This is a genomic window from Paenibacillus silviterrae, from assembly GCF_030167925.1.
In the GTDB taxonomy this organism is placed as follows: Bacteria; Bacillota; Bacilli; order Paenibacillales; family NBRC-103111; genus Paenibacillus_G; species Paenibacillus_G silviterrae.
Genome location: NZ_JASKUT010000002.1, coordinates 1,723,116 through 1,745,102, shown reverse-complemented (window position 1 = coordinate 1,745,102; position 21,987 = coordinate 1,723,116). Strand labels below are relative to the sequence as shown.

Here is a 21,987-nt window from a genome sequence, read left to right as displayed (position 1 = left end):
AGATTAAATAAGCTCGTTCCACCCGGATTCGAGCTTGTTTTTTCAGTGTTCCACGGAAGGAACATCTGCCGCCAGGAGCGAATTTGGCCGAATCATAGTTTGCGCTGTTTCTCTATAATGGCTTGTACGGCTGCTTATAGTGAATATGTGAACTCTTACGTTGACTTGCAGACTAATATATATTACAGGGGTGTTCTACGTGGCCGAAATATCCATACGGATTTGTTCTGACGAAGATCTGGACCTTCTTTCTTTGCTAAACAAGCAACTTATCGAAGATGAGAATCATGACAATCCCATGAATCTCGAACAGTTGAAAGATAGAATGAGGGGGTTTATCAGTACGGATTATATAGCCTATGCATTTGAAGTTACGGGTGAAACCATTGGCTATGCTTTGGTGAACCATACAAGGAAGCCTTTATATTTAAGACAGTTTTTTATCTGCAGAAACCGTAGAAGGCATGGGTATGGCAGATTAGGTTTTAATAAGTTGCTCGAAGTATTGAACACGAATAACATAGATATCGAGGTTATGTATTGGAATCATTCTGGATATGCATTTTGGAAATCGCTTGGATTTAAAGAGAGAAGCATTTATATGAGACATCAAGAGTATACGAATTAGTAGCAGCTGCCGGTCAAAAAACAACACTCGGAAATCGAGTATCACATAAACGAATTTGAATCGGGGTGCATCATGGAGGATAAGATCGCAGAGCTTCTGCTCCAGTACGGCATCGCCCATCCTGAAATCTCGTTGCTCAGGCACAATGAAAATCGGACGTATAAAGTGACCGATAGGTCAGACAGTAACACCTACCTTCTTCGCGTGCACGATCCGATAACCGTGAATATGGCCGGCATACAACATACAAGGCAAGGAGTTGAATCCGAGCTGAAGCTGTTGGAGGCGATTGCTCGTGGGACGGACCTCGCTATACAGGCACCTGTAGTAAGCCGGTCTAGACAACTCGTAACTGAGATCGAATTTGATGGGCGAAGTATATGCTGCTCGCTGCTCCGCTGGATCGATGGCCGCAATATGACTAAGGAGGACTTGTCGACCCCTGATGCCGCATACAGATTAGGCGCTCAGGTAGCGAATCTCCATGCGTTTTTCGCTACTTATGATAAGGTCATTCCTTCGGATCGACCGGACTACGGTATTCGCAGAATCGAAAAGATGCTCACCCAAATTCGGCGCGGCGTCGAACTTGAATTGTTTTCTGATAAAAATTTCGATGTGGTAGAGCAAACGCTTAATCTTATCGTTGATCGGTTGAAGGCCGAATGTCCTGAGACGGTGAAACAGGGTATAATCCACGCGGATTTGAACATGGGCAACATAATTGTTACTCCGCTAGGAAGGTACGTTTTTATCGATTACTGCTTATTCGGTTCTGGTTATCGCTTATTTGACGTAGCAATGACAGCTTTAAATGCCCCAAGGGAAATCCGAGAGCATGTCGTCAAAGGGTACTATGGGAAGGAGCCTCCAAAAGAGGAAATTTATCCTGTAATTGAAGGTTTCATGCTTACCGCGGTATTAGGATATTACGCTTTTGTTATGGAGAACGAAGCTGTACATTCGTGGATTCGGGAAAGGATGCCGCAGTTTTGCGATAACCGTTGTGGCCCCTTCCTCAAGGACAAAAGTATATTCCTCAGCTTTTGAATGGCGGGGTAGGACGGGACCAGCTACTCAGAGACAAGGATAATATCGAAACTGGTGATAAAATGAACAAGTTTTTGAAAAACGGAAGAATATTTCTAATTATCATCATCATTAGTATCGTAATTTTTGAAGCTATATTCCATCAGCATGGTTCAATAAATAAGCGGATTGCAGCAGAACTACAGGACTACAATAGCCATTTTCAAGAGGTACTCTATTCGCAGTTAATCGACAATAGCATTCTTACATTCTATCAGGTTTATAATAATGAACTCGCGTTCGGGGTCCTGGAGGATGGCGCTTTCGGATTAAACGTGAAAGGGGGAAGCGATACTGTTCCCTTGGTTTCGGATGGGGCTCTTACGTGGGTCGCTACAAGTAATCCAAATGTGGAGCTAAGTCTTATTTACGGCGCTATCTTAAATCCTGAAATCACACAGATCACAGTCATAAGTGAGAAAAGTAAAGCGGCAACCATTATTGATAGTAAAGGAGTTAGGTTCTGGTTCTTGGTTACAGGGCAGTTTGATTACCCAGGCCATTACTTTTACGGGTTGGAAGTAACAGTAAGACCAAATAAAAAACTTGCCTCGCTCATGGAAATGGACAATAAGAGCAGTTTCAGGAAGATGGTCTATAGGGGTGGAGGTTCGAGCGGGGCAATTCCGGCAGGGCAAGTCTCTTCGTTCTATGTAGAGTATCAAATTAAAGAAGGTGTTGATTTTGACCAAGTAAAGGCAAATGCGTGTGATGGGAGTACTTTACTGGTCCTTAACGGTTTAAAAGTAATTGAAGAAATACCCCTAGTTAGTTTTGCTAAGTCAAATTAGTGAACTTGGGAACAATACCACCACGGAAACAGGCTGCCAAGATCATCACCAGGCAGCCTTATCTTTCACCCTTGCCGTTTCCACATGGTAAGTGTCAATACAGCAAACCCCGGACGAATCTAACGTGATTAGTTATGTAGTTAGGCACTGCAGCCTTCACATACAAATATGTTTTGACCGGTACCTTTTTCCAAGCAGATTCCGACTAATACTTGGTCATGTTTTACTTCACTATCAAGTGACTCCATATCAATATATTTGTCTCGTGCATCTAGACGAGCTTCTTCTTCATTGAAACCAAAACCGATTCCAGTAGTTTTCACGCCCGATTTTAGATTTTCAATCGAGAATTTATAACGTTCCTTTGTCACATGTATCACTCCCATTGTTGGCTAGAATAATGAGGTCCCAGCAATTTGTGTTAACTCTCTACTATTCTACCACATTCAGTCTATCAATATATAGTAGAAATTCTCTGAAATTCGAAATATTTTCCTCAACATATAGAAAGGACGTCCGCAAGCAAAAAAAAGCAGTCGATCCCTGGGATTAGACCTGCTGCATCTCCATTTCATATAACCGGTTATAGGCCTCCGCTAAAACGAACAAAAGGCACCTACTCGGAGCTATTCTCCTGAGGTGCCCAGTATATTCATTCTATTCTGCATTAACACGCTTCATTATAGACGGATTGATCCAAGGAGGGCCGGGATGTCCGCATTCATAGGTAAACAATTTTCTTTTCCTTGCGTAATATCGGTTTATTTCATTGAGGTAGTTTTTGGAGAAGGGATACATACTCGGATCCAGTTCAATGGCATGCTTCTTTAGCAAATGTACAATACGATGCAGGTTCAGCTCTTTTTGGGTCTCCAATTCCAAATATGGTCTATTCATCGGACCCAAGCCGTTAGGATATAGGTTAGCATACGTTTTTATTTTTTGGAGCTGAATATTTTTGACGGAGGATAGAAGGAAGAGCATCTTGGACAATCCCAGTGAGATGTTCGGACGGAGGTCATGATTATGTTTAAGCGCAAGCAGCAGCTTCCGATACTGCTCCAAAAAGTTGATTAAAGCGGATTCCACGCTTGAACCGGGTAATGTAACCTTTCGATCATGCTTAAAACGAGCGCTGCTGATCGCCATAACCTTATTCCTCGGAGCCGGGTTGTAAATCAATTTGGATTGCGGTTTCCAGTTTACGCAGAAGGAATAGTTCTTTGAACATCAGCGTTTCCATCATGCGGATGAGCAGGACATTGAACCTTAGAATGTCACTATTACTTGGGTTTGACGGGAAATTCAGATCCTTACCAACGAATGCCTGAAGCTGTTCTGCCTCAGCATTGATAAGGTGAGCAAGCGCTATTTCCTCAAGTGCAATCGACTCCAATAAATCAATCGCGGTTTCCTCTAAAGTGGGCCTGTTTTCTCCACTGGGTATTTCAGGCATACTCACGACACATTCCCTCTCTCCATTAACCTAAAGTTATATTATTACGGTTACGGAAAAGTGTTAATTGTATTTAGAAAATTAATAGGTCTTTGTCCTCCGTTCGGAGTTGTTTCACACTTTCCCTGAACGTGTAGTTTTAAATGTGCAAGCTTTAATCTGAGGAGGTAACAAAAGTTGAGTATAAAATTTCGCCATATTGCTAGAGCACTCATAGTGGATAATAATCATATCTTAATTGCTCGCATGAAAGGCGCTCATTCATTTTTACCAGGTGGGGGTGTTGATCTTGGTGAAAGTGCGCATGATGCTCTTAAAAGAGAGTTAGCAGAGGAACTAGGAGTGACCTCGTGTGAAGTTACTCGCTTTCTTGGCGTTGTTGAGTTTGGAATGAAGGAAAAGGAATATCACGAAATAAATCATTTGTTTGAAGTCAGAACAAATGGTTTATCTGCCACGATTACACCTCAATCTTTAGAGCCGCATCTTGAATTTTATTGGATTGAACCCACGTTGGAAAAGCTTAAGGAACATAATGTTTTGCCGTATCTCGTGCAGGAGTTAATACCTCAAATATTACGTGAGGGCAAACCGATGTGGGCAAGTAATATGTACACCGGGTACGATAGTGGAATAAGCAGGGAGTAGACTGCCGCGGCAGCTTAAAAAGTTAAGCCGCAGGTCCTAGGAGGGCTACGGCCTTTTCTACGTATTATGGGCGAAATGCAGGATACAAGACAAAAAGGATCCCAGCTAGGTTAGGGTAGTCAAGGCTATGAATCGGCGGACAGCTTCATTTTCTCCATTTCAGCCAACGTCATAGCATTGCACTGCCGGATAAAGCCAAGAATGAGCTGTGCTTCCTGCTCACTGTATTGAGAGAGAACCGCAAGCGTTGATTGCGTAATGGATTGGAATAAAGGGGAAACGTGAGCTGAGCCGTTAGGGGCTGGTTTGACAACGACCCGCCTCCGATCCTCTGGGTCTCTGTCCCGTACGACATAGCCTCCTTGTTCCAAGCGGTCGATGATATTTGTGACGGCGCCTGTCGTCAGCCCGGTCAACTGCGCGAGCTGGCCGGCCGTAACGGGCCCCGTACGGTTGAGGAAATCCAGACACTTGTGATCGGTAGCATTTAGGCCAAGCCGCTCGGAGATCAACTGGTGAAACATAACGGCTCGCGCGCTGTTCTGGCGCAACTCGTCGAGTAGGGCTTTATGTATCGTCGACAAATTAGGCGTATCGGAAGAAGACATATTGCTTGACAAAAGCAAAACCTCCATGTAAGATCAAAATATCTTAATTAATTAAGATATAATATCGATTAAGATAATAAATTCATTAAAGTTTTAGCAACAGTATACCATAAGGCACTTGGAGAGCAAAACACTCCGCTCGCGATTACGGAGAAGTTTTGGCCAGTTCAGAGAGGGAGAGGATCAGATGAGAAATAATCGGAATACGGAGGAAACTCAAGCAATAGCGGAGCTATTCTTTCGACTGAAGCAGGCATGGGACGACGGTGATGCCGCAGCGTACGGATCATGCTTTACAGAAGAAGCGGATTACGTTACTTTCCAGGGAGAGCATCTGCAGGGCCGTCAGGCGATTACCGATGTCCACCAAGCATTGTGGCAGGGCGTATTGAAAGGATCGAAGCTTGTAGGCGAAATCAAGAAAATTCGGATGCTAACCACGGACTTTGCGGTGTTCCATGGTGTTGGTGCAGTGAAGCTGCGCTGGCAGAAAACGGCTCCGCCGAAGCGCGATTCAATTAATACCAACGTGGTCGTGAAGCAGCAGGGGGAATGGAAGATTGCAGCCTTCCAGAATAGCCGTATCTCGGAGCCGGGACTGGTGCAGCGTCTCTTCACAAAGTTTAGTAAATAAAACAACGTGCCGCACAAATGTCCTCATGCAGCCCAGTTCATGGGGGGGTTCATTACTCGCCTTGGAAATCCCCCCAATAGTGTCAGTGTTATCGCAAGCAAACGATCGATCCAGCTTCATAGCTCCAATCGGGGAACCCGACAGTGCATCTTGCTCTACCTCCCAATCTCTCTCCTTACTTCCTCCATAATCATCCACACTCCCTCCTCGATTTTTTCCGGCTTTACCTGTGAAATACTAATTCGCAGAAACTTTTCCCGCTCAAGCCAGTTCGTCAAATAAAACTGCTTTCCGGCCACAACCATCACATTCCTCTCTGTCAAACGCCTTATCAGCCGATCCAGGTTAACGGTTTGCGGTAGCCTGAACTGTACATAGACGCCGGATTCGACCCCCGATAATGCTACCCATCCTTCGCCGTTTTGACGGTTGACCGCATCGTTTACCGCCCGAATCCGTGCTGCATATTGGCTGCTGATTTTATGCCTATGCCGTTCATACATGCCGTTTTTGATATATACATCTAGCGCCGCTTGTGACAAAAGTGAAGTATCGGCATGCCCCCTATAGGCACGGAATGTCTCAAACAGCCGTTCGGGCAGCACGACCGCACCTAAGCGCAAGCCCGGGAAAATAATCTTGGAGAAGCTCTTCACGTAAACGACATGCGATGTGCGGCTATACGCGTAAATCGGATCGAATTCCTTTTCCTCTCCTAAATCGCCCATATAGTCGTCCTCGACGATGTATACATCGTATTTGCCCGCCAGCCGGGCAATCGCTTTCCGCTCTTGAGCCGTGTACGTGGTTCCTAGCGGATTGTGATATCTGGACATGGTGTAGAAAAATTTGATTCCGCCATTCTTGAACCTTTGCTCCAGCTCCTCCAAATGAATACCGGCTGCTTTGCGCGGAATCCCTACTACAGGTATGCCCTCCATCTCAAGATATCGCAAGTAGTTATCGTAGCTCGGCTGCTCGACCAGAATGGTCTCATTTCGGTTTGGAAACGGCATTCTAGCCAAAATTTCCAGAGCCCGCTGGGCCCCCGAAGTAATGATAATCTGCTCCATTCTGGCAAACACCTGATCATTTGCCAAATGGGATACCAGGGTCTGCCGAAGCTGCGAGAGCCCTTTCGGATCCCCGCCAGTAAACAGTTGTTGCTTATACGTATCAATCGCTTTGTTCAAGCAATGCTGGAAGTCCAAATAAGGAAATACGTTACTATCCGGCATGGCCGATGAAAAATCTATCTTGCCGTCATCCTGGGCATTGGATACGCCTTCCGGCTTGTCAACGACGTAGTACCCGCTCTGGGGAATCGAATAAACAGCGTGACGTTTTTCCAACTCCGCGTAAGCCCGAACAATGGTACTAACACTACATCCGTACCGTTTCGCGGCATCGCGGACGGAAAGCAATTTTTGGCCCGGGCGGTAGTGCCCGTCGTTGATTTTAAGCTCCATGTCGGAAAGGATATACAAGTATCTTTTCATGTTTTTTCCCCCTCGTTCCTGCCACTCTCATTATAATTGATACTAATAACTGTATCGATACAATTATGGGAATTTGTTGTTGTTGCTATTTCCATTTCGTTTTACCATTTCAATATCAGCTCCATGTTCGCGAACATGACACGATTTATTCAAGGAGGGTACTTGCTTCGATGAATCCATCGGGATTGAAACTTGCTTATCTATGTACGATTATGAATGCTATCATCATGGGATTTTCATTTTTATTCACTAAGATTGCTCTCGATTTCGCAGAGCCTATGGATACGCTGACATTCCGGTTTGCGGCATCCTTCGCCGTGATGTCCATTCCCGTCCTGCTGGGCCGGGTCCGTTTGAACTACCGCGGGAAAAAGCTTCGCAAGGTGCTGCTCCTGACCACTTTGTATCCGCTTGGTTTTTTCACGCTCCAATCCTATGGCCTGAAGCACGCCACGTCCAGCGAAGGGGGTATTCTATTTGCTTTCTCACCGGTTTTAACGGTGCTGCTGGCGTTCTTGTTTTTGAAAGAAACAACCACCCTCCTGCAAAAGCTATCCATCGGTCTGTCGGTCAGCGGAGTTCTGTTCATTTTTATCATGAAGGGCAGCCGCATCGATTGGTCCAACATGACAGGGATTGTTCTCTTATTCATATCCTGCTTGGTTGTGGCTGGGTACAACGTGCTCGCGAGACGGCTTCTCCAATCGTTCAGTCCAGCGGAAATGACGTATGTCATGCTGGGTATTGCCTTTCTATCTTTCCTTGCCGTGTCACTTGCGGGGCATGCAGCCACAGAAACGCTCGATCAATTGTTCTCTCCGCTTGCTAGCGGTACGTTTATCGCGGCCATCCTCTATCTTGGCATCTTGTCCACACTGGTAACGGCGCTAAGTTCAAACTATGCCTTGACTAAAATTGAAGCCTCCAGAGTGAGTGTATTTTCCAATCTATCGACCATTGTGTCCATCGCTGCCGGAGCGTTTTTGCTTGGGGAGGAGGTCAGACTGTATCATATTGCCGGTTCTGCGCTTATTATCGCCGGAGTCATGGGTGCCAATCTGTTTGGGAAGAAAAAGGGAGCGGCAAGTTCTCAATCGTGCTAAAGCCGGATAAGGGGCTCGTTTCAAGGGTTCCGATTGCTTGCTTTTGCGAATGGAAAAAAGGCAACAAGCAGCTAAGCCGCCTGTTGCCTCATAATTATACTGAGTTGGATTAGAATGCCGCCGTCCAACCTGCGTCCGCAGTCACGATCGCACCGTTGACAAAGCTCGATTCGTCGGAGCCAAGAAACAGAGCCACTTGTGCGATCTCTTCCGGAGTGCCTGCGCGAGGAATGACTCCTTGAGTAATTTTCGTTCTCGACGCTCCGAATTCATTCAAATTCGTCATCGAAGAGCTGATGTTTGTAATAGTAGCTCCCGGAGCGATGGCATTGCAGCGAATGCCCTTCTGAGCATACATAAACGCCGTGTTCTTCGTCAGGCCGACAACAGCATGCTTGGAAGCAACATAAGCAGCTCCTGCATGAGCGCCGCTGAAGCCGCCGGTGGAAGCAATGTTGACGATAACGCCCTTGCCCTTCTCGAGGAAAATCGGAAGAGCCTTGCGGATTGCGCGCATGACGCTTTTCGTATTCACATCAAAGATGAGATCCCAACGGGCGTCGTCCACGTCGCCTACTGCAGCCATGTTGTCCATGATGCCGGCATTGTTGACCAGTATATCTAGGGTGCCGAATTCATTCGCAGCCGTGTCGATCATCGCATTGACGTCATCCAGGTCTCCGACGTTCGTCTTGAGCGCAATCGCCATGCCCCCGTTTTCCGTGATGCCTGTTACAACGGATTGAACCCCTTCCAGGTTCAAGTCCGTTGCAACAACCTTTGCGCCTTCCTTTGCATAAATTTCAGCGATTGCCTTACCCATGCCCGATGCAGCTCCTGTAACAATGGCTACTTTGCCTTCTAAACGCATTTATATACCCCTCTCAAAATGAAGCATTAATACTAGACACCTGTCCGGTTCGTAATTGCGGAGGAAGCTTGTCAAATGTTCCCTTATCAAATGTTGCCCAGGGGAGATACACCTTTATTCACCCATGAACGAACAGTTCAGGACCTAGAGCTAGGAAACCTACAACCATTCAAAAGTAAATCTACCCGGTGCACGAGAATGTGCTGATACTAGTAACTGCCTAGGAAACCGCGCAAATCGCGGTTTTTTATTTTGTCTTTCATGAATTGTTTTAGACAAAGTATTTGAATGAAAACACTACCTTGACAGACACAGTAATATGTTTTATCATGCAGGTATGGAGGTGATTGAAATGAGCGAGAACAAAATCACATCCGACCTGTTGCGCGGACATACGGATACGATGATTTTACGGCTCTTATCCGAAGCGGATCGTTACGGTTACGAGATTGTCAAGCTGATTGCCGAGCGTTCGGGCGGCGAGTATGAACTAAAGGAAGCTACGATGTATTCCAGCTTCCGTCGGCTAGAAGCAGACGGCGATATCGAGTGGTATTGGGGCGATGAATCACAGGGCGGACGTCGCAAATATTTTAGAATTACCGCAAAAGGAAAGGATACATACGCCCGCAACAAGAGCAACTGGGAGTATGCAAAACGCGTGTTAGAAAACTTATTATAAGGAGATTGATGAGATGAATCAGAAAGTGACGGATTATTTGAACAGCGTGTTTATGCCATACGATGGGGTAAAAAGTGTCACCGAATTGAAGGCCGACCTGCTTTCCGATTTGCAGGAGCGATACCGTGAACTCAGAGCTGAGGGCAAGGACGATGAAACAGCGTTTAAGATGACGATTGAGAGTATCGGCGATATCGAGCAAACGATCCTGGAGGTCGCCAACCTCTCCCGTTCGCTGGAACGGCAAGTACTGACAAACTTTAGCGGAAGCAACCTGGCGAAAAGCGACTTTGCAGGCGTTACGGCCCATAAAGGACAGTTTAAAGGCAGCGCGTTGCACGGTTCCGACTTTTCGGGCGCAGATTTGACAGGCAGTTCGTTTAAGGGCAGCGACGTACGCGAAGCCAATTTTGACGGCGCGAACCTGACGGACTGCAGTCTATCGGCTCTTGACCTGGCGAATGCAAGCTTCAATAAGACGATCCTTGTGCGCACCAACTTCAGCGCGGCAGGCCTTGAAGGAGCCAAATTCACAGGCGTAAGACTGACCGATGTAACGTTTTCGACGAGCGATCTTAGAAAAACGATTTTTGAAGGCTGCATATTTGATGGGGTTGACTTTAAATACTCCGATTTGACCGGGCAGTGTTTGGACGGACAGACGTTTATCGGCGTTAAGTTCGACAGAGCGGGATTAAACAACGTTTCGTTCAAGAGCGCTATATTTAAAAATGTTTCTTTCCAGCCCGGGTTTACTCTCACGAATAAGTACTACCGGATGATCAAAACCGTCTGCTTTGACGGTGCAACGATGGATAAACTGACTTTCGCTGTGCTCAAAGGCATGGGAGCCGATTTGTCAAAAGTGACTGTCAATGAAGGGAGGTAATCCTATGCAAGCTGCGCAAGCCTACCACCGGGCTTGACCCCGAGGCGCGAATCGAGGTCTGGAAGATTGTCAAAGAGCTTGCCGACGGCGGAACGACGGTACTTCTCACCACGCAGTACTTGGAAGAGGCCGAGCAGCTTGCCGACCGAATTGCCATACTGCATGAGGGTAGGATTATCGCTAACGGTACGCTCCAGGAGTTAAAAAAATGTTCCCGTCTTTAAAAGTGGAGTATGTTGAAAAACAGCCGACATTAGAGGATATCTTCCTTGCTATCGTAGGTAAAAAGAAGGGGAAACTAAATGGAGGCGTCAAAAAATCATTTCTTCACCGATATTAGCGTTATGCTTGGACGTTCCCTGCGTCATATTTTCCGTAGTATGGATGCCATTATCACGGTCACCCTCATCCCGATCGCATTGTTGCTGCTGTTCGTCTATGTGTTCGGCGGTGCAATTCATCGTTTTGTTATGGAATAAAGTTGTTGTCAAATTTGAAGACAAGAACGTTACTCCACCCCCGATTTGACAAGAACTTTATCTCATTCCTGCGAGTATCGCATAGGCAGATACTTACTGCTTTTATTAAGCTGCTTGGGAACGATAATTGAATGGCTACAGTAGCTGGATCCTGCGCGGCTTGTGTGGCTCTTATGTACACGCAAGTTAACAGACTAGGTGTCCTTAATCTTTCCAGTAGGGAAGGTTGAGGGCATTATTTATGTTTCGAGACATTTTCGAGCAAATGTTATTCAATAAAGATAATAATAATAATAAATATATTAAACATAATAAACACAGTAAACATAATAAATATAATAAACGTAATAAACAAACAAGATAAAAATCTCAAAAATTAGCATTTGTAAGGTTCATAAGCATCGGGAGACGTTATTTGAAACAGGACACCGCAGCAGCCAGCAACTCGCTTGGCTGCCTTGTCATTAGGTTAACGGGGAGGATAGTTCATTGGTTGCTGGCCCCGCAGAGAAGCTGTTGCGCGATTAATATACTGAAGACAGATATCGGTGAGATTCCGATGTTTTCGACGCACCGATGAATTTACGGTGATTCGAACGTCTTAAGGTATGAATCGGAAATTACACTGAATTCAAACTCTAGGAGGAACCAACGATGACGGTAAAACTTACCCCTTACATTAATTTGGAAGGACGCACGAAGGAAGCCATTCAGTTCTACGAGCAAACCATTGGTGCCGAGATTCTATTCATTACGACTTACGGAGACATGCCGAACATGCCCGATACATTTACCGACGAACTGAAGGGTCTTGTGGCGCATGCGAAGCTGAGAGTGGGCGAATCGGAGCTGATGTTTTCGGATGCGCCCTGGAGTTCGCCGATCGAAACCGGGAAACGGGTGACGATCTGCATTACGACGAACGAGGTTGAGAAGTCAAAGCGAATCTTCGATGCTCTGCAGCAAGACGGCCATGTCAATATGCCGTTTCAGGAGGAATCCTTCAGCCCTGGATTCGGCGACGTCACGGACAAGTTCGGCGTGACCTTCCAGGTATACACGGAGATGTAAACCATACCTCACGAAGAAAGAGTTGCCCACCATCTGGTGGCGCTACTCTTTTTTTATATACAAACGAATTCTTCAATAGGTATTATAGTATTGAAGAATTCTTTCCTTGAAGGGTGGACGCCGCAATGAACGTAACCGCACCAGAACTTCAGTTATTTGACGAGTTGAAGCCGGGATTAACCTCTTTCTGCTATAGGATGCTAGGGTCTATCGATGACGCAGACGATGCCGTACAGGAAACCTTCATTCGCGTCTGGCAAAGCTGGAACTCCTTCCGACAGGAAGCGTCATTTAAAACGTGGGTCTATCGGATCGCATCGAATATTTGCCTGGACAAGCTAAGACAAGCGAAACGCCGCATTCGCCCTGTAGACTTCTCCGGCCCTGCGGAATCCATTGTCGAACCTCGCGAGACGTTGCCTGATTCGTCTTGGATCTGGCCGGCCCCTGACTTTTCGAATAATCCGGAGGATATTTTCATCCGTAAAGATACGCTGCATATCTGTTTTATTACACTTTTACAGATCTTGCCTCCCCGTCAACGTGCGGTGATCATTTTGAAGGATGTATTCGAGTGGTCCTCCAAGCAGATCGCAGAGACGCTAGGCATGTCGCCGGCAGCGGTTAACAGCGCTCTGCAGAGAGCCAGAGAAACGCTTACGCGGGAACAACTCCGTTCCGATGAATTGGTCTGGAGCGAGGAAGCACCTGATCAGGAATTGCTGTCGCGTTATGTGGAAGCCTTCGAGCAATTCGATATCAGCGCCCTGGTTGCCTTGTTTCATGAAGAGGGTCGGATGTCGATGCCGCCTTTCCCTATGTGGGTGCGCGGCAAGGACGATTTGTTCAAGTTCTTCACGCTTACGCGCCCGCATTGCGAGGGATCCCGGTTTGTGCCGGTTACGGCGAATGGCGGTTTCCCCGCGTTAGCGCAGTATATGTGGAGCAGGGAAGAGGACAGCTTGGTCCCTTGGGGAATTCACATCTTAGAAGTGAAAGACAACAAAGTATTCCACGTCCAAAATTTTATCAATCGAAAATTATTTGCCCGATTCGGGCTTCCGGATCGATTAGACCGATGAATTTCTTCGGTTGGCTTCGTCTACAGAAGTGAAAACAAAAACAAGAGAGGGTGTTTTTACAATGGAAACGAATCAACCGACGAAAGTTACCGTGCAAGCCGTCATTGGGGCGCCAGTAGAGAAGGTATGGAGGTACTGGTCCGAGCCGGAGCACATCACGAAGTGGAATCAAGCAACAGACACGTGGCACGCACCAAGGGCGGAAAATGATCTGCGGGTTGGAGGCAGGTTTCTTACCCGGATGGAAGCAAAGGACGGTAGTATGGGGTTTGACTTCTTTGGAACATACGACGTTGTGAAACCGCATGAGCAAATTTCGTACACAATGGAAGACGGGAGAAAGGTGGAGATCTCCTTCATGAATCAAGGGAACGAAACGAAGGTGGTGGAGATATTCGACGCGGAAAGCACGCATTCCATTGACATGCAGCAGGCGGGATGGCAAGCGATTTTGGACAATTTCAAGAAATACACGGAGGAATCCCGATGATCGAGACGAATAGGAAGACAGGGACAACGTCGGTAAACGACATCTCTAATGCGCGTCTATGGACAGCGCGGATCATGAGCGGGATTGTCATTCTGTTCATGCTGTTCGATGGGATCGGGAAAATTGCCAAGCCCGCGGCAGTGGTAGACGGCTCAGTCACGCTAGGCTATGCGGAACATCACCTTACAACGATGGGCGTTCTAGCCTTGCTCTGCACCATTCTGTATGCCATTCCGCGAACGCGCTTCTTAGGGGCGCTGCTGCTCACAGGCTTCTTAGGAGGCGCCGTGGCCACACATCTCAGGGTGGATAACCCGTTATGGTCTCATCTGCTTTTCCCCGTCTATGTGGCTATACTGGCATGGGGAGCGCTGTGGCTGAGCGATCGAAGATTGCGCAATCTTCTCTGGGAACGCGAATAACAAATGTACTGCCGCCGAGGAAAAAACGGCGGCTTTTTTGTTGCGTCGCTACTTGATTAGCCCATCAGGAGGCTGCCGCCTTTTTCAATCGGTGGCTTGTGTGTTGACAGGCTTCAGCCGGCCACTTGCTTGGCTGCCTTTTCATTAGGCGAACTGGCAGGATAATTCATTTGTCTTTCGGGGAATATATCCACAGTTCCTTTTGTTACCATAAAGATAATTCGGTTTACTGACGGGCTTTTCTTCTTCAGGGAACTGTAAAAAAGAGGGATATAAATGTCCGAAGAGACAATAGATCGAGTAATTCTCATAGCCATTAACCTAATTACTGTACTTCTTCTCATTTTATCGACTCCTAAGGATAAACTTCGCGAGGCGTCGATTATTTTCTTTTTTAAACAAACCATGACATGGAGTTTTGGACTGATTGTTGTGGAGTTAGGGCTTATTCAATACCCTATCAGAGAGTTTGTTAAGGCTGGAGGGACAAGCTTTTCGTTTGAATATTTTATTTATCCTTCACTGTGCGTTATTTTTAACTTGCGCTATCCGGTGGGGACGTTTTGGAAGAAAGTCGGATGGGTCCTCGGATTTCCGACAATCATGACGTTATTGGAAGTGATCTTTGAGCGTAAAACAGAATTAATAAACTATATTCATTGGACCTGGTATTGGACGTGGATTACGTTATGGTTGACCTTTCTAATATCAAGAACCTATTTTCTTTGGATATATAGAAATAGCGGAAAGGGATACAGTTGGTAAACACCAGTAGGTTAAGCTAACGGGCCTTTAGTTGAATACATATCCTCCTTACCAAAAGGACAACATAATTTTGTGTGGTAATGGTAACATTAGGGAGGAGCTTATGGAAAACTTTAGGAATAAATTTCATAACAGACGTTACTTGGCGCACGTTAGCATACTGGGAACAACGCAACTGCATAAACGTAATCCAAATACAATCGCCTGTTGGTCAATAGCTTTTCCCGGTTTTGGACATCTGCTCTTAAATAAATATCTGCGTGGATATGCTCTGATTCTGTGGGAGATGTTTATTAACCAGAAAATACAATTAAATGCAGCCATGGTTTATACATTTAACGGTCAATTCCAGGCAGCCAGAGATGTATTGGATCCGAAATTCATGGCACTTTATATCCCAGTTTACTTATTTGCAATTTATGATAGTTATCGAACGGCGGTTGATATGAACAAAATATATCTTCTGGCCCAAAGGGAAAAAGGACGCTTTAATGAGTTTAGCATAGGAGCACTGGAGATCAATTACCTCGATAAACGTAAACCATGGTTAGCTGTTGTATGGTCGATGGGAATCCCTAGCGTTGGCCAACTGTATTTACATCGTATTGTTTTGGCTACATTTATTTTATTAAGTACAATTGTAATCGTATGGCAATCAAATATAATCCTGGCGTTACACTATCTAATCTTAGGGGATGTGGCCACCTCTTCTTCGGTCCTTGATAGGCAATGGTTTTTGTATTTCCCCTCCTATTATTTCTTTACAATATATGATTCCTATACGAACACCGTAGAAAATAACAAGCTGTTTGACGAATCTCAAAAACGATACCTTATAGAAAATTACCAGCCAGTTGGGCATCTCATCACAATTGGAGATAAATGACTATGCAAATTTTGGCCACATTTGAGTATTCAACCTTCCTTGAAATAGCCATTACAGAACTTGAGGAGAAGGGAATAACAGCCGTTTATGCAGTTCCGCTTGATTTGCGTAAAAAAGAACCGAGACTTCTTGATAGTATCCACCGAGCTGATGGACTGTCATTTATCGATAAAGGTATGATTTTTGCCTTTATGTTTTCAACCATCGGTGCTAGTAAAGGGTTCGTATGGCAAGGAGGGCCAATAATCTGGGGAATTGTCGGAGCTATTTTAGGATTTCTAATAGGAGTTGCCCTGAATTGGTTAGTTTACCTTTTGAAACGAAACAAAAAGCAACTTCAACTTAAAATGGGCAAAAAGGGAGATGTCATACTAATTGTTACGTGTGAGGACAATCAGGTATCCGTTGTAGAAGATATACTCTGGGATCATAAGGCTCTTGGCTTGGCTATAACAAGATAAGAACACCAAGACTGGCATACTCCACAGTCGGAGCAAACGATGAAGTCGACCATCTCTGCGGTCGACTTCTTATTATTCTATTGAGCGGTCAAGATCTGTGGGCCTTCAGCGGTGATGGCGATAGTATGCTCGTATTGTGCGGCAAGCTTGCGATCCAGTGTCCGTGCGGTCCAGCCATCCGCGTCGATTGTCATGTAGTAGGTGCCTTCGGTGATCATGGGCTCGATCGTGAACACCATGCCTTCCTTGATGCGAGGGCCTTTGCCGGGCTTGCCGACATGTATATAGTTCGGATCTTCGTGCAGGTCCCGGCCAATACCATGCGCGAGAAGGTCGCGCACGACACCGAAGCCGTTCGATTCGGCATGCCGCTGGATCGCGCTCGTCACGTCGCCGAGCCGATTGCCGGGCTGCGCCTGCGCGATACCGAGGTCAAGGCATTCCTTCGTGATGCGCATCAGCTTCTTGGCCGTCGGCGAGATCTCCCCGACCGCATAGCTCCAGGCCGAATCGCCGAGCCAGCCGTCAAGCACTGCGACCGTGTCGATCGTCACAATATCACCTTCCTCAAGTGGCTTATCGCTGGGGAATCCATGCGCGATCACGTCGTTGATGGAGGCGCAGGTCGCATATTCATAGCCCTTGTAGCCCTTCGTGTAGGGCTTGGCGCCGTGCTTCAAAATAATCTCTTCGAAGATGCGCTCAATCTCGTTGGTCGTGATGCCCGGCTGGATGAGCGGTGCGATCGTGCGATGGCATTCGGCCACCACTTGGCATGCCTTGCGGATGGCCTCGATTTCATGTTTGCTTTTTAAGATGATCATGTACGTATCAGGGCTCCTTTGTAATAGCTTGCGCTGCAAGTTGGGCGATTCGATCGATGTCCAGCTCAGTAGTGCCCGCGTAGTAATATAGGCCGCAGCAGCCGACCAGCACGGCAAGCATATGGTCGACGCTATCGTCATGGCGCTGGATGATCGTTTGGAGTGGAACGTACAGCCGTTCCATGAATCGTCTCTTAGCAGGGAGCCGATCCTTCTCGGACAAGCCTACATAATGTTCCGCCGCCATCTTGTAGACGAGATATGCTCGCGCATCCGACTGCCACAGCCGAAGCAGCGTCTTGCAATACGTAGTAACCTGCCTGTCATCCGGACTTACCCCGCGGATGTTTGCCCATTCTTTCAGGGCTAGCTCGCATCGTTCGAAGCCGCTATCGAGCACATCTTGTATCAATAAAAGTCGGTTGGGGTAATAATGGTACACAGTGCCGTAACCGAGCTCGGCCTCGCGGGCGACATCGCGAATATCAAAGCTGCCGCCCGTGCGGAAGTAAGCGCGCGCCGCGGCGTCTAGGATCTGTTCTCTACGCTGCGTGCGGATGAGCTCATTTTGTTCTTTGGTACGGGGACACATAGATGCGTGAACCTCCTTATTTAGACCTGCAAATTTGTCGATATTAAAATATTATCGCATGTGGCAGAGATATGCAAATTTCTCTGTTGGTGAATCTCAATTTGTGTTAAGTCAATTTAACCTATTCCATTTTGTTATAAGCACTATGAAAAACTATCATTCAATATTAGGGATATGATATAGTTATTTATATGATTCTTGTCGATTCGTAGTTGATAAATCGCAGGCGGATCAGCTTTTTCAGTATTTTCTGAATTGATGGAAGGCAATGAGTAATTACCGGGAGAAGGAAGGTAACTATATGAACCACGTTTATCAAAAAGGCAAGGATTTTGCAAAGTCCTACATAGAACCCTACACAGATCGGACAGACAAGGAGTCGAGATTTCCCGAGGAATCCTTTAAGGAGCTAGGGGAACAAGGCTTTTTGAAACTCCTTATACCGGAACAATTCGGCGGATTTGGCAAAGGACTTGAGGAGCACGCACAGGCTTGTCTGGCATTCGCGGAGACCTGCTCGACTACGGCTCTTTGCTATATGATGCATAATGTTGCAGTGATGTGCTTGGTCGCTCATGGTAGCGATGAACTGAAGAAAAAGATTTTTACCGACATTATAGAAAACGGAAAATTCATGGCTTTAGCCTACAGCGAATTCGGTTCAGGCACCCATTTCTATATAACAGAAATGACTGCTGACGTTAACGGGGACCACACAACGTTTAATGGAAAGAAGAGCATGGTAACGTCCGCATCCTATGCATCCTACTATCTCGTTCTTGCACCATCTGTTGAAGAAGGTAAGATCAACAACTGGGTATTCCCTCTGGAATCGAAAGGTCTGTCGTTCGAATTGTCCGAATGGAAAGGAATGGGGATGAGAGGTAATTCGTCATGTCCGATGAATGTTGATCATGTAACGTTGGATTCATCTTACCGCATCGGAGCGGAAGGTTCGGGCCAGGAGCAGGTATTCAATGTAGTCGCTCCATTCTTCATCACAGGGCTTGGAGCTATATACAGCGGTACGGCCATGCATATGTTCGAAATAGCCAGCGGCCATGCTGCGAACAGGAAATATCCGGATGGAAGCACTTTGTCCAATATTGAAACCATCCAAATTCATATAGCGAATATTTACAAACAGGCATCTGCCGCAAAGGCAATCACGATGGAAGCTGCCAGAGCAGGCGCAAATGGAGAGGCTGACGCACTTGCCAAGATTTTGTCGGCCAGAATCTTTGCCTCGGAAGCCGCAATCGAATGCGGAAGGCTTGCTATGAGAGTTGGTGGTGGGAAAGCTTACAATAAGGCTCTTCCGCTCGAAAGGCTGTTGAGAGACGCATTCGCAGGTCAAATTATGGCTCCAAGTGCCGACGTTCTCTCTGTATGGCTTGGAAAAGCATTAACGGGTCAGATGATTCCATAAAGAAACAAAGGAGTGAGCTCTGTTGGGTAACGATAAAATAAAAGTCGGGGCGGTTATTTACGATCCTCGGGTTACTGTAATCTGGGGGATCATTGCTGATTTTTTCAAAGAGGAAGGGCTGGAAATCGAATGTGTCTTCTATAAGGATTATGAAGATCAGGTTGACGGCTTGATGAACCGGGAAATTGACATCGCCTGGAATTCCCCTCTGGCTTGGTTGGATACTTATCTTCGAACAGACGGCAAATGCCAAATGGGTTCCATGAGAGATACGGACAGAGACAGAAAGACCATCTTCGTCGTTCGGAAAGACAGCGGCATTACCAGTCTCGATGGGCTAAAGGGTAAGACGATTGGCTTTGGAGCGATAGATTCTCCTCAAGCAAGATTGATTCCGATCAACCACTTGCACAAGAATGGACTTGAGTATGGGGCGGACTATACGGAGCAAAGGTTTGATATCGGCGTTGGCCTCCATGGAGACCATGTCGGAGGAGAGCTGGATGCCATGAAAGCCTTAATGGCGGGAACGGTTGATGCCTCTGTAACGCTGGACTTGAACTGGGAAGCCTGGAAGAAGGATGGCACCATTGATGAAAATCAGTTGGTATGCCTAGATACAACGGATTTGTTTGATCACTGCATTTTCACCGCGCATCCTGAATTTTCAACGGAAAGGTTCGCGGAATGGCAAAAGGTGCTTCACCGAATGGACTATACCAATGAAGCCCACCAGAAAATGATGGACATGGAAGGCTTGAAGGAATGGGTGGAAGGCAGAATCACGGGATTCCAGCAGCTGCGCGAAGCCAATGACTATCTGAAGTTCTTGAATAAGTAATCCCATCAAAAAAGAGAAGCGTGGATGTTTCCGCTACTTCTCTTTTCACTATTTATATCACTTTGGGAGATCAAACACATGAAAAAGCAGTTACCGTTATTTCCTACCTCCTTAATCGGAAGCATGCCAAGATCAAAAATGGTGCTAAGCGCCTTAAGAATGAAGAGAAGCGGAAGGATGGAAGCAAACGACTTCAACCAGCTTATCGAGGCGGAAACTCACAAAGCCGTCAAGCTGCAGGAGGATTTGGGGATGGATATCATCACAAGCGGCGAGCTGGGACGGGATAATTATGTGTCCTTCGTTTCCGATAAAATAGGCGGCGTTCAAATGATGAGCATGAGTGAAATGCTCGACTATGTTGATGATAAAAAGGCGTTCGAGGACATGCTGACCGCACTTGATGTTCCGGCCGTAAGTATCAAGAATGCGATTTGTACCGGTAAGCTGCAGTACAATGGGGATATAGTCGCGGGTGAGCTTTTGACCCTGAAGAAGTTCACCGACAAACCCGTTAAGGTCACATTGCCGGGTCCTTATTTGCTTACCCGATCAATGTGGCTTCCCAATCTTTCCGGCAAGGTATATGGGAGCAAGGAAGAGCTTGGTCAAGATGTGATAAGGATCTTGAAGGAAGAAATAGATAACCTTGTAAGATTGGGGGTTGATGTGATTCAATTTGATGAACCGGTGCTAACCGAGGTTGTGTTCACAGAGGGAAAGCCAAGATCATTTATGTGCGCGGCTCTCTCCGAGAGAAAGGATCCGAAAGAGGAGCTTGAATTCGCAGGTTCCTTAATTGGACAAATTATGGAGCATATTGACCGAAGCAATACTGTCGCTTCTCTACATGTCTGCAGAGGCAACTGGAGCAAGAAGGAAAGTACATTATTAACCGGACCTTATACACCGCTGCTTGAGTTATTTGCCAAGGTGAATCCGGACCTGCTAACCCTTGAATTCTCCACGCCAAGGGCAGGGGAGCTGAACTCCTTACTGGCCGATCCAAGGATTGCAGAGCATACGGCGCTAGGTTTAGGCGTAATCAACCCGCGTACGGATGAAATAGAGACAATAGACCCTATCGTTTCAAGAGTGCAAGAGGCCATGACCTATCTTCCAATGGACCGAATATGGCTGAATCCGGACTGTGGGTTTGCTACCTTCTCCAATAGTCCTGTCAATGTACTTGAAACGATTTCGGGCAAAATACGTTCGTTAACGGAAGCAGCCTCCATATTAAGGAGCAAATTTCATGAAGCGGGCAAATGAAGAAATAAACACCTTGTATGAGTCCAAAATTTTCGATCTCAACTTTAGAGGAACATCCAATGATCTCACCTCTGTGAAGATTTATACGAATAAAAACAGTGTTCAGATCGATAAGCAAATCAGTTTTGACTCGGAATACAAACCAGTCACCAGTCTTGATTACTTCGCAGGATCCGTGTTAAGCAGCATCCTATTGTCGTTTTTGGAGCAATCCAAAAAAAGGGGCTCCATTATTGAAGAAATGGAAGGCGTTTTGAACCTTTCTCTGGAGAACCCTTTATCATTGATTGGTGTAAAAGGATACGATGAAGAACCGTTTATCTCAAAAATGATAGTGACCGTTTTTTTATATGTTGATCTCGAGGACAAAGCTTTTGATGATTTTTGCTTGGGCGCGCTTGCCAATTCCCCTATTTACAATACGTTAAAAAGATCAATGGAGCTTAAGGTCCTATTTAAAAAGCTGATATGAGGT

General features: G+C 46.2%; 26 protein-coding genes and 2 pseudogenes. 21 read left to right on the top strand and 7 right to left on the bottom strand.

What is annotated here, in order from left to right:
• The first annotated feature begins 199 nt into the window (after nt 1-199).
• From QMO62_RS30630 to QMO62_RS30620, 3 genes are all read left to right on the top strand, one after another.
• The gene (locus QMO62_RS30630) at nt 200-628 is read left to right on the top strand and encodes a GNAT family N-acetyltransferase (protein WP_284646238.1); all 429 of its coding nucleotides are present in this window, start codon (nt 200-202) and stop codon (nt 626-628) included.
• A 72-nt stretch (nt 629-700) separates the two neighbouring features.
• Nucleotides 701-1,678, top strand: coding sequence for a phosphotransferase enzyme family protein (locus QMO62_RS30625; protein ID WP_284646237.1), 978 nt, complete (start codon nt 701-703; stop codon nt 1,676-1,678).
• A 62-nt stretch (nt 1,679-1,740) separates the two neighbouring features.
• Nucleotides 1,741-2,508, top strand: a complete 768-nt coding sequence (locus QMO62_RS30620; RefSeq protein WP_284646236.1) for a hypothetical protein — start codon at nt 1,741-1,743, stop codon at nt 2,506-2,508.
• 140 nt (nt 2,509-2,648) lie between these two features.
• On the opposite strand, the gene QMO62_RS30615 is transcribed toward QMO62_RS30620, so the two are convergent.
• Both QMO62_RS30615 and QMO62_RS30610 read right to left on the bottom strand, forming a co-directional pair.
• Nucleotides 2,649-2,879, bottom strand: a complete 231-nt coding sequence (locus QMO62_RS30615; protein WP_284646235.1) for a hypothetical protein — start codon at nt 2,877-2,879, stop codon at nt 2,649-2,651.
• Nucleotides 2,880-3,661: 782 nt separating this feature from the next.
• Entirely contained in the window at nt 3,662-3,964 is a 303-nt protein-coding gene (locus tag QMO62_RS30610) for an alpha-helical endospore appendage domain-containing protein (RefSeq protein WP_284646741.1), read from the bottom strand.
• Between the two features lie 177 nt (nt 3,965-4,141).
• Here QMO62_RS30610 and QMO62_RS30605 point away from each other — a divergent pair, with 177 nt between their 5' ends.
• Entirely contained in the window at nt 4,142-4,612 is a 471-nt protein-coding gene (locus tag QMO62_RS30605) for an NUDIX domain-containing protein (RefSeq protein WP_284646234.1), read from the top strand.
• A 125-nt stretch (nt 4,613-4,737) separates the two neighbouring features.
• On the opposite strand, the gene QMO62_RS30600 is transcribed toward QMO62_RS30605, so the two are convergent.
• The gene (locus QMO62_RS30600) at nt 4,738-5,232 is read right to left on the bottom strand and encodes a MarR family transcriptional regulator (protein WP_284646233.1); all 495 of its coding nucleotides are present in this window, start codon (nt 5,230-5,232) and stop codon (nt 4,738-4,740) included.
• A 175-nt stretch (nt 5,233-5,407) separates the two neighbouring features.
• Between QMO62_RS30600 and QMO62_RS30595 the strand changes: the two genes are divergently transcribed.
• Nucleotides 5,408-5,854, top strand: coding sequence for an SgcJ/EcaC family oxidoreductase (locus QMO62_RS30595; protein WP_284646232.1), 447 nt, complete (start codon nt 5,408-5,410; stop codon nt 5,852-5,854).
• 155 nt (nt 5,855-6,009) lie between these two features.
• On the opposite strand, the gene QMO62_RS30590 is transcribed toward QMO62_RS30595, so the two are convergent.
• Nucleotides 6,010-7,353: an aminotransferase-like domain-containing protein gene (locus QMO62_RS30590; protein WP_284646231.1), complete on the bottom strand. Its 1,344-nt coding sequence runs from the start codon at nt 7,351-7,353 to the stop codon at nt 6,010-6,012.
• Nucleotides 7,354-7,523: 170 nt separating this feature from the next.
• On the opposite strand from QMO62_RS30590, the gene QMO62_RS30585 reads away from it, so the two are divergent.
• Nucleotides 7,524-8,456: a DMT family transporter gene (locus QMO62_RS30585; protein ID WP_284646230.1), complete on the top strand. Its 933-nt coding sequence runs from the start codon at nt 7,524-7,526 to the stop codon at nt 8,454-8,456.
• A gap of 109 nt (nt 8,457-8,565) precedes the next feature.
• Here the strand turns inward: QMO62_RS30585 and QMO62_RS30580 are convergent, their stop codons facing one another.
• Nucleotides 8,566-9,327, bottom strand: a complete 762-nt coding sequence (locus QMO62_RS30580) for an SDR family oxidoreductase (protein ID WP_284646229.1) — start codon at nt 9,325-9,327, stop codon at nt 8,566-8,568.
• Between the two features lie 352 nt (nt 9,328-9,679).
• Here QMO62_RS30580 and QMO62_RS30575 point away from each other — a divergent pair, with 352 nt between their 5' ends.
• The 11 genes and pseudogenes from QMO62_RS30575 (at nt 9,680) to QMO62_RS30525 (ending at nt 16,554) form a co-directional block, all read left to right on the top strand.
• Nucleotides 9,680-10,009 carry a PadR family transcriptional regulator gene (locus QMO62_RS30575; RefSeq protein WP_284646228.1) on the top strand — a complete coding sequence of 110 codons (330 nt, stop codon included), beginning with the start codon at nt 9,680-9,682 and terminating at the stop codon, nt 10,007-10,009.
• Nucleotides 10,010-10,022: 13 nt separating this feature from the next.
• Complete coding sequence (locus QMO62_RS30570) at nt 10,023-10,898, top strand: pentapeptide repeat-containing protein (protein ID WP_284646227.1); 876 nt, start codon at nt 10,023-10,025, stop codon at nt 10,896-10,898.
• A gap of 11 nt (nt 10,899-10,909) precedes the next feature.
• Nucleotides 10,910-11,238: pseudogene (locus QMO62_RS30565) on the top strand (hypothetical protein); the annotation flags it as partial.
• Nucleotides 11,201-11,356: pseudogene (locus QMO62_RS30560) on the top strand (ABC transporter permease); the annotation flags it as partial. The pseudogenes QMO62_RS30565 and QMO62_RS30560, both read left to right, overlap by 38 nt.
• Nucleotides 11,357-12,031: 675 nt before the next feature.
• Entirely contained in the window at nt 12,032-12,448 is a 417-nt protein-coding gene (locus QMO62_RS30555) for a VOC family protein (RefSeq protein WP_284646226.1), read from the top strand.
• Between the two features lie 125 nt (nt 12,449-12,573).
• Nucleotides 12,574-13,530: a sigma-70 family RNA polymerase sigma factor gene (locus tag QMO62_RS30550; protein WP_284646225.1), complete on the top strand. Its 957-nt coding sequence runs from the start codon at nt 12,574-12,576 to the stop codon at nt 13,528-13,530.
• A 61-nt stretch (nt 13,531-13,591) separates the two neighbouring features.
• Complete coding sequence (locus QMO62_RS30545) at nt 13,592-14,020, top strand: SRPBCC family protein (RefSeq protein WP_284646224.1); 429 nt, start codon at nt 13,592-13,594, stop codon at nt 14,018-14,020.
• Nucleotides 14,017-14,442, top strand: a complete 426-nt coding sequence (locus QMO62_RS30540) for a DoxX family protein (protein WP_284646223.1) — start codon at nt 14,017-14,019, stop codon at nt 14,440-14,442. The genes QMO62_RS30545 and QMO62_RS30540 overlap by 4 nt, the downstream gene beginning before the upstream one ends.
• Nucleotides 14,443-14,718: 276 nt before the next feature.
• Nucleotides 14,719-15,207 carry a CBO0543 family protein gene (locus QMO62_RS30535; RefSeq protein ID WP_284646222.1) on the top strand — a complete coding sequence of 163 codons (489 nt, stop codon included), beginning with the start codon at nt 14,719-14,721 and terminating at the stop codon, nt 15,205-15,207.
• Between the two features lie 103 nt (nt 15,208-15,310).
• Nucleotides 15,311-16,093 (top strand): hypothetical protein, encoded by a 783-nt coding sequence (locus QMO62_RS30530; RefSeq protein ID WP_284646221.1) that lies wholly within the window; start codon nt 15,311-15,313, stop codon nt 16,091-16,093.
• 2 nt (nt 16,094-16,095) lie between these two features.
• Nucleotides 16,096-16,554, top strand: coding sequence for a hypothetical protein (locus QMO62_RS30525; protein WP_284646220.1), 459 nt, complete (start codon nt 16,096-16,098; stop codon nt 16,552-16,554).
• 77 nt (nt 16,555-16,631) lie between these two features.
• On the opposite strand, the gene map is transcribed toward QMO62_RS30525, so the two are convergent.
• Both map and QMO62_RS30515 read right to left on the bottom strand, forming a co-directional pair.
• On the bottom strand, nt 16,632-17,378 hold the full coding sequence (gene map, locus QMO62_RS30520) for a type I methionyl aminopeptidase (protein ID WP_284646219.1): 747 nt from the start codon (nt 17,376-17,378) through the stop codon (nt 16,632-16,634).
• Nucleotides 17,379-17,385: 7 nt separating this feature from the next.
• The gene (locus tag QMO62_RS30515; RefSeq protein WP_284646218.1) at nt 17,386-17,970 is read right to left on the bottom strand and encodes a TetR/AcrR family transcriptional regulator; all 585 of its coding nucleotides are present in this window, start codon (nt 17,968-17,970) and stop codon (nt 17,386-17,388) included.
• 301 nt (nt 17,971-18,271) lie between these two features.
• Between QMO62_RS30515 and QMO62_RS30510 the strand changes: the two genes are divergently transcribed.
• The 4 genes from QMO62_RS30510 to QMO62_RS30495 all read left to right on the top strand — a co-directional run bounded on the left by QMO62_RS30510 (nt 18,272) and on the right by QMO62_RS30495 (nt 21,984).
• Nucleotides 18,272-19,399 carry an acyl-CoA dehydrogenase family protein gene (locus QMO62_RS30510; RefSeq protein WP_284646217.1) on the top strand — a complete coding sequence of 376 codons (1,128 nt, stop codon included), beginning with the start codon at nt 18,272-18,274 and terminating at the stop codon, nt 19,397-19,399.
• 22 nt (nt 19,400-19,421) lie between these two features.
• Nucleotides 19,422-20,240: a phosphate/phosphite/phosphonate ABC transporter substrate-binding protein gene (locus QMO62_RS30505; RefSeq protein ID WP_284646216.1), complete on the top strand. Its 819-nt coding sequence runs from the start codon at nt 19,422-19,424 to the stop codon at nt 20,238-20,240.
• 78 nt (nt 20,241-20,318) lie between these two features.
• Nucleotides 20,319-21,512, top strand: coding sequence for a cobalamin-independent methionine synthase II family protein (locus QMO62_RS30500; protein ID WP_284646215.1), 1,194 nt, complete (start codon nt 20,319-20,321; stop codon nt 21,510-21,512).
• Nucleotides 21,496-21,984 carry a hypothetical protein gene (locus QMO62_RS30495; protein ID WP_284646214.1) on the top strand — a complete coding sequence of 163 codons (489 nt, stop codon included), beginning with the start codon at nt 21,496-21,498 and terminating at the stop codon, nt 21,982-21,984. Before QMO62_RS30500 ends, QMO62_RS30495 begins: the two co-directional genes overlap by 17 nt.
• The last annotated feature ends 3 nt before the right edge of the window (nt 21,985-21,987 follow it).

Coding starts and splice junctions, on each gene's coding strand:
- QMO62_RS30535 (WP_284646222.1), top strand. CDS start 14,719: ATGTCCGAAGAGACAATAGATCGAGTAATTCTCATAGCCATTAACCTA.
- QMO62_RS30545 (WP_284646224.1), top strand. CDS start 13,592: ATGGAAACGAATCAACCGACGAAAGTTACCGTGCAAGCCGTCATTGGG.
- QMO62_RS30540 (WP_284646223.1), top strand. CDS start 14,017: ATGATCGAGACGAATAGGAAGACAGGGACAACGTCGGTAAACGACATC.
- QMO62_RS30625 (WP_284646237.1), top strand. CDS start 701: ATGGAGGATAAGATCGCAGAGCTTCTGCTCCAGTACGGCATCGCCCAT.
- QMO62_RS30550 (WP_284646225.1), top strand. CDS start 12,574: ATGAACGTAACCGCACCAGAACTTCAGTTATTTGACGAGTTGAAGCCG.
- QMO62_RS30585 (WP_284646230.1), top strand. CDS start 7,524: ATGAATCCATCGGGATTGAAACTTGCTTATCTATGTACGATTATGAAT.
- QMO62_RS30575 (WP_284646228.1), top strand. CDS start 9,680: ATGAGCGAGAACAAAATCACATCCGACCTGTTGCGCGGACATACGGAT.
- QMO62_RS30495 (WP_284646214.1), top strand. CDS start 21,496: ATGAAGCGGGCAAATGAAGAAATAAACACCTTGTATGAGTCCAAAATT.
- QMO62_RS30515 (WP_284646218.1), bottom strand. CDS start 17,970: ATGTGTCCCCGTACCAAAGAACAAAATGAGCTCATCCGCACGCAGCGT.
- QMO62_RS30510 (WP_284646217.1), top strand. CDS start 18,272: ATGAACCACGTTTATCAAAAAGGCAAGGATTTTGCAAAGTCCTACATA.
- QMO62_RS30530 (WP_284646221.1), top strand. CDS start 15,311: ATGGAAAACTTTAGGAATAAATTTCATAACAGACGTTACTTGGCGCAC.
- QMO62_RS30570 (WP_284646227.1), top strand. CDS start 10,023: ATGAATCAGAAAGTGACGGATTATTTGAACAGCGTGTTTATGCCATAC.
- QMO62_RS30590 (WP_284646231.1), bottom strand. CDS start 7,353: ATGAAAAGATACTTGTATATCCTTTCCGACATGGAGCTTAAAATCAAC.
- QMO62_RS30525 (WP_284646220.1), top strand. CDS start 16,096: ATGCAAATTTTGGCCACATTTGAGTATTCAACCTTCCTTGAAATAGCC.
- QMO62_RS30580 (WP_284646229.1), bottom strand. CDS start 9,327: ATGCGTTTAGAAGGCAAAGTAGCCATTGTTACAGGAGCTGCATCGGGC.
- QMO62_RS30500 (WP_284646215.1), top strand. CDS start 20,319: ATGAAAAAGCAGTTACCGTTATTTCCTACCTCCTTAATCGGAAGCATG.
- map (WP_284646219.1), bottom strand. CDS start 17,378: ATGATCATCTTAAAAAGCAAACATGAAATCGAGGCCATCCGCAAGGCA.
- QMO62_RS30555 (WP_284646226.1), top strand. CDS start 12,032: ATGACGGTAAAACTTACCCCTTACATTAATTTGGAAGGACGCACGAAG.
- QMO62_RS30595 (WP_284646232.1), top strand. CDS start 5,408: ATGAGAAATAATCGGAATACGGAGGAAACTCAAGCAATAGCGGAGCTA.
- QMO62_RS30610 (WP_284646741.1), bottom strand. CDS start 3,964: ATGCCTGAAATACCCAGTGGAGAAAACAGGCCCACTTTAGAGGAAACC.
- QMO62_RS30620 (WP_284646236.1), top strand. CDS start 1,741: ATGAACAAGTTTTTGAAAAACGGAAGAATATTTCTAATTATCATCATC.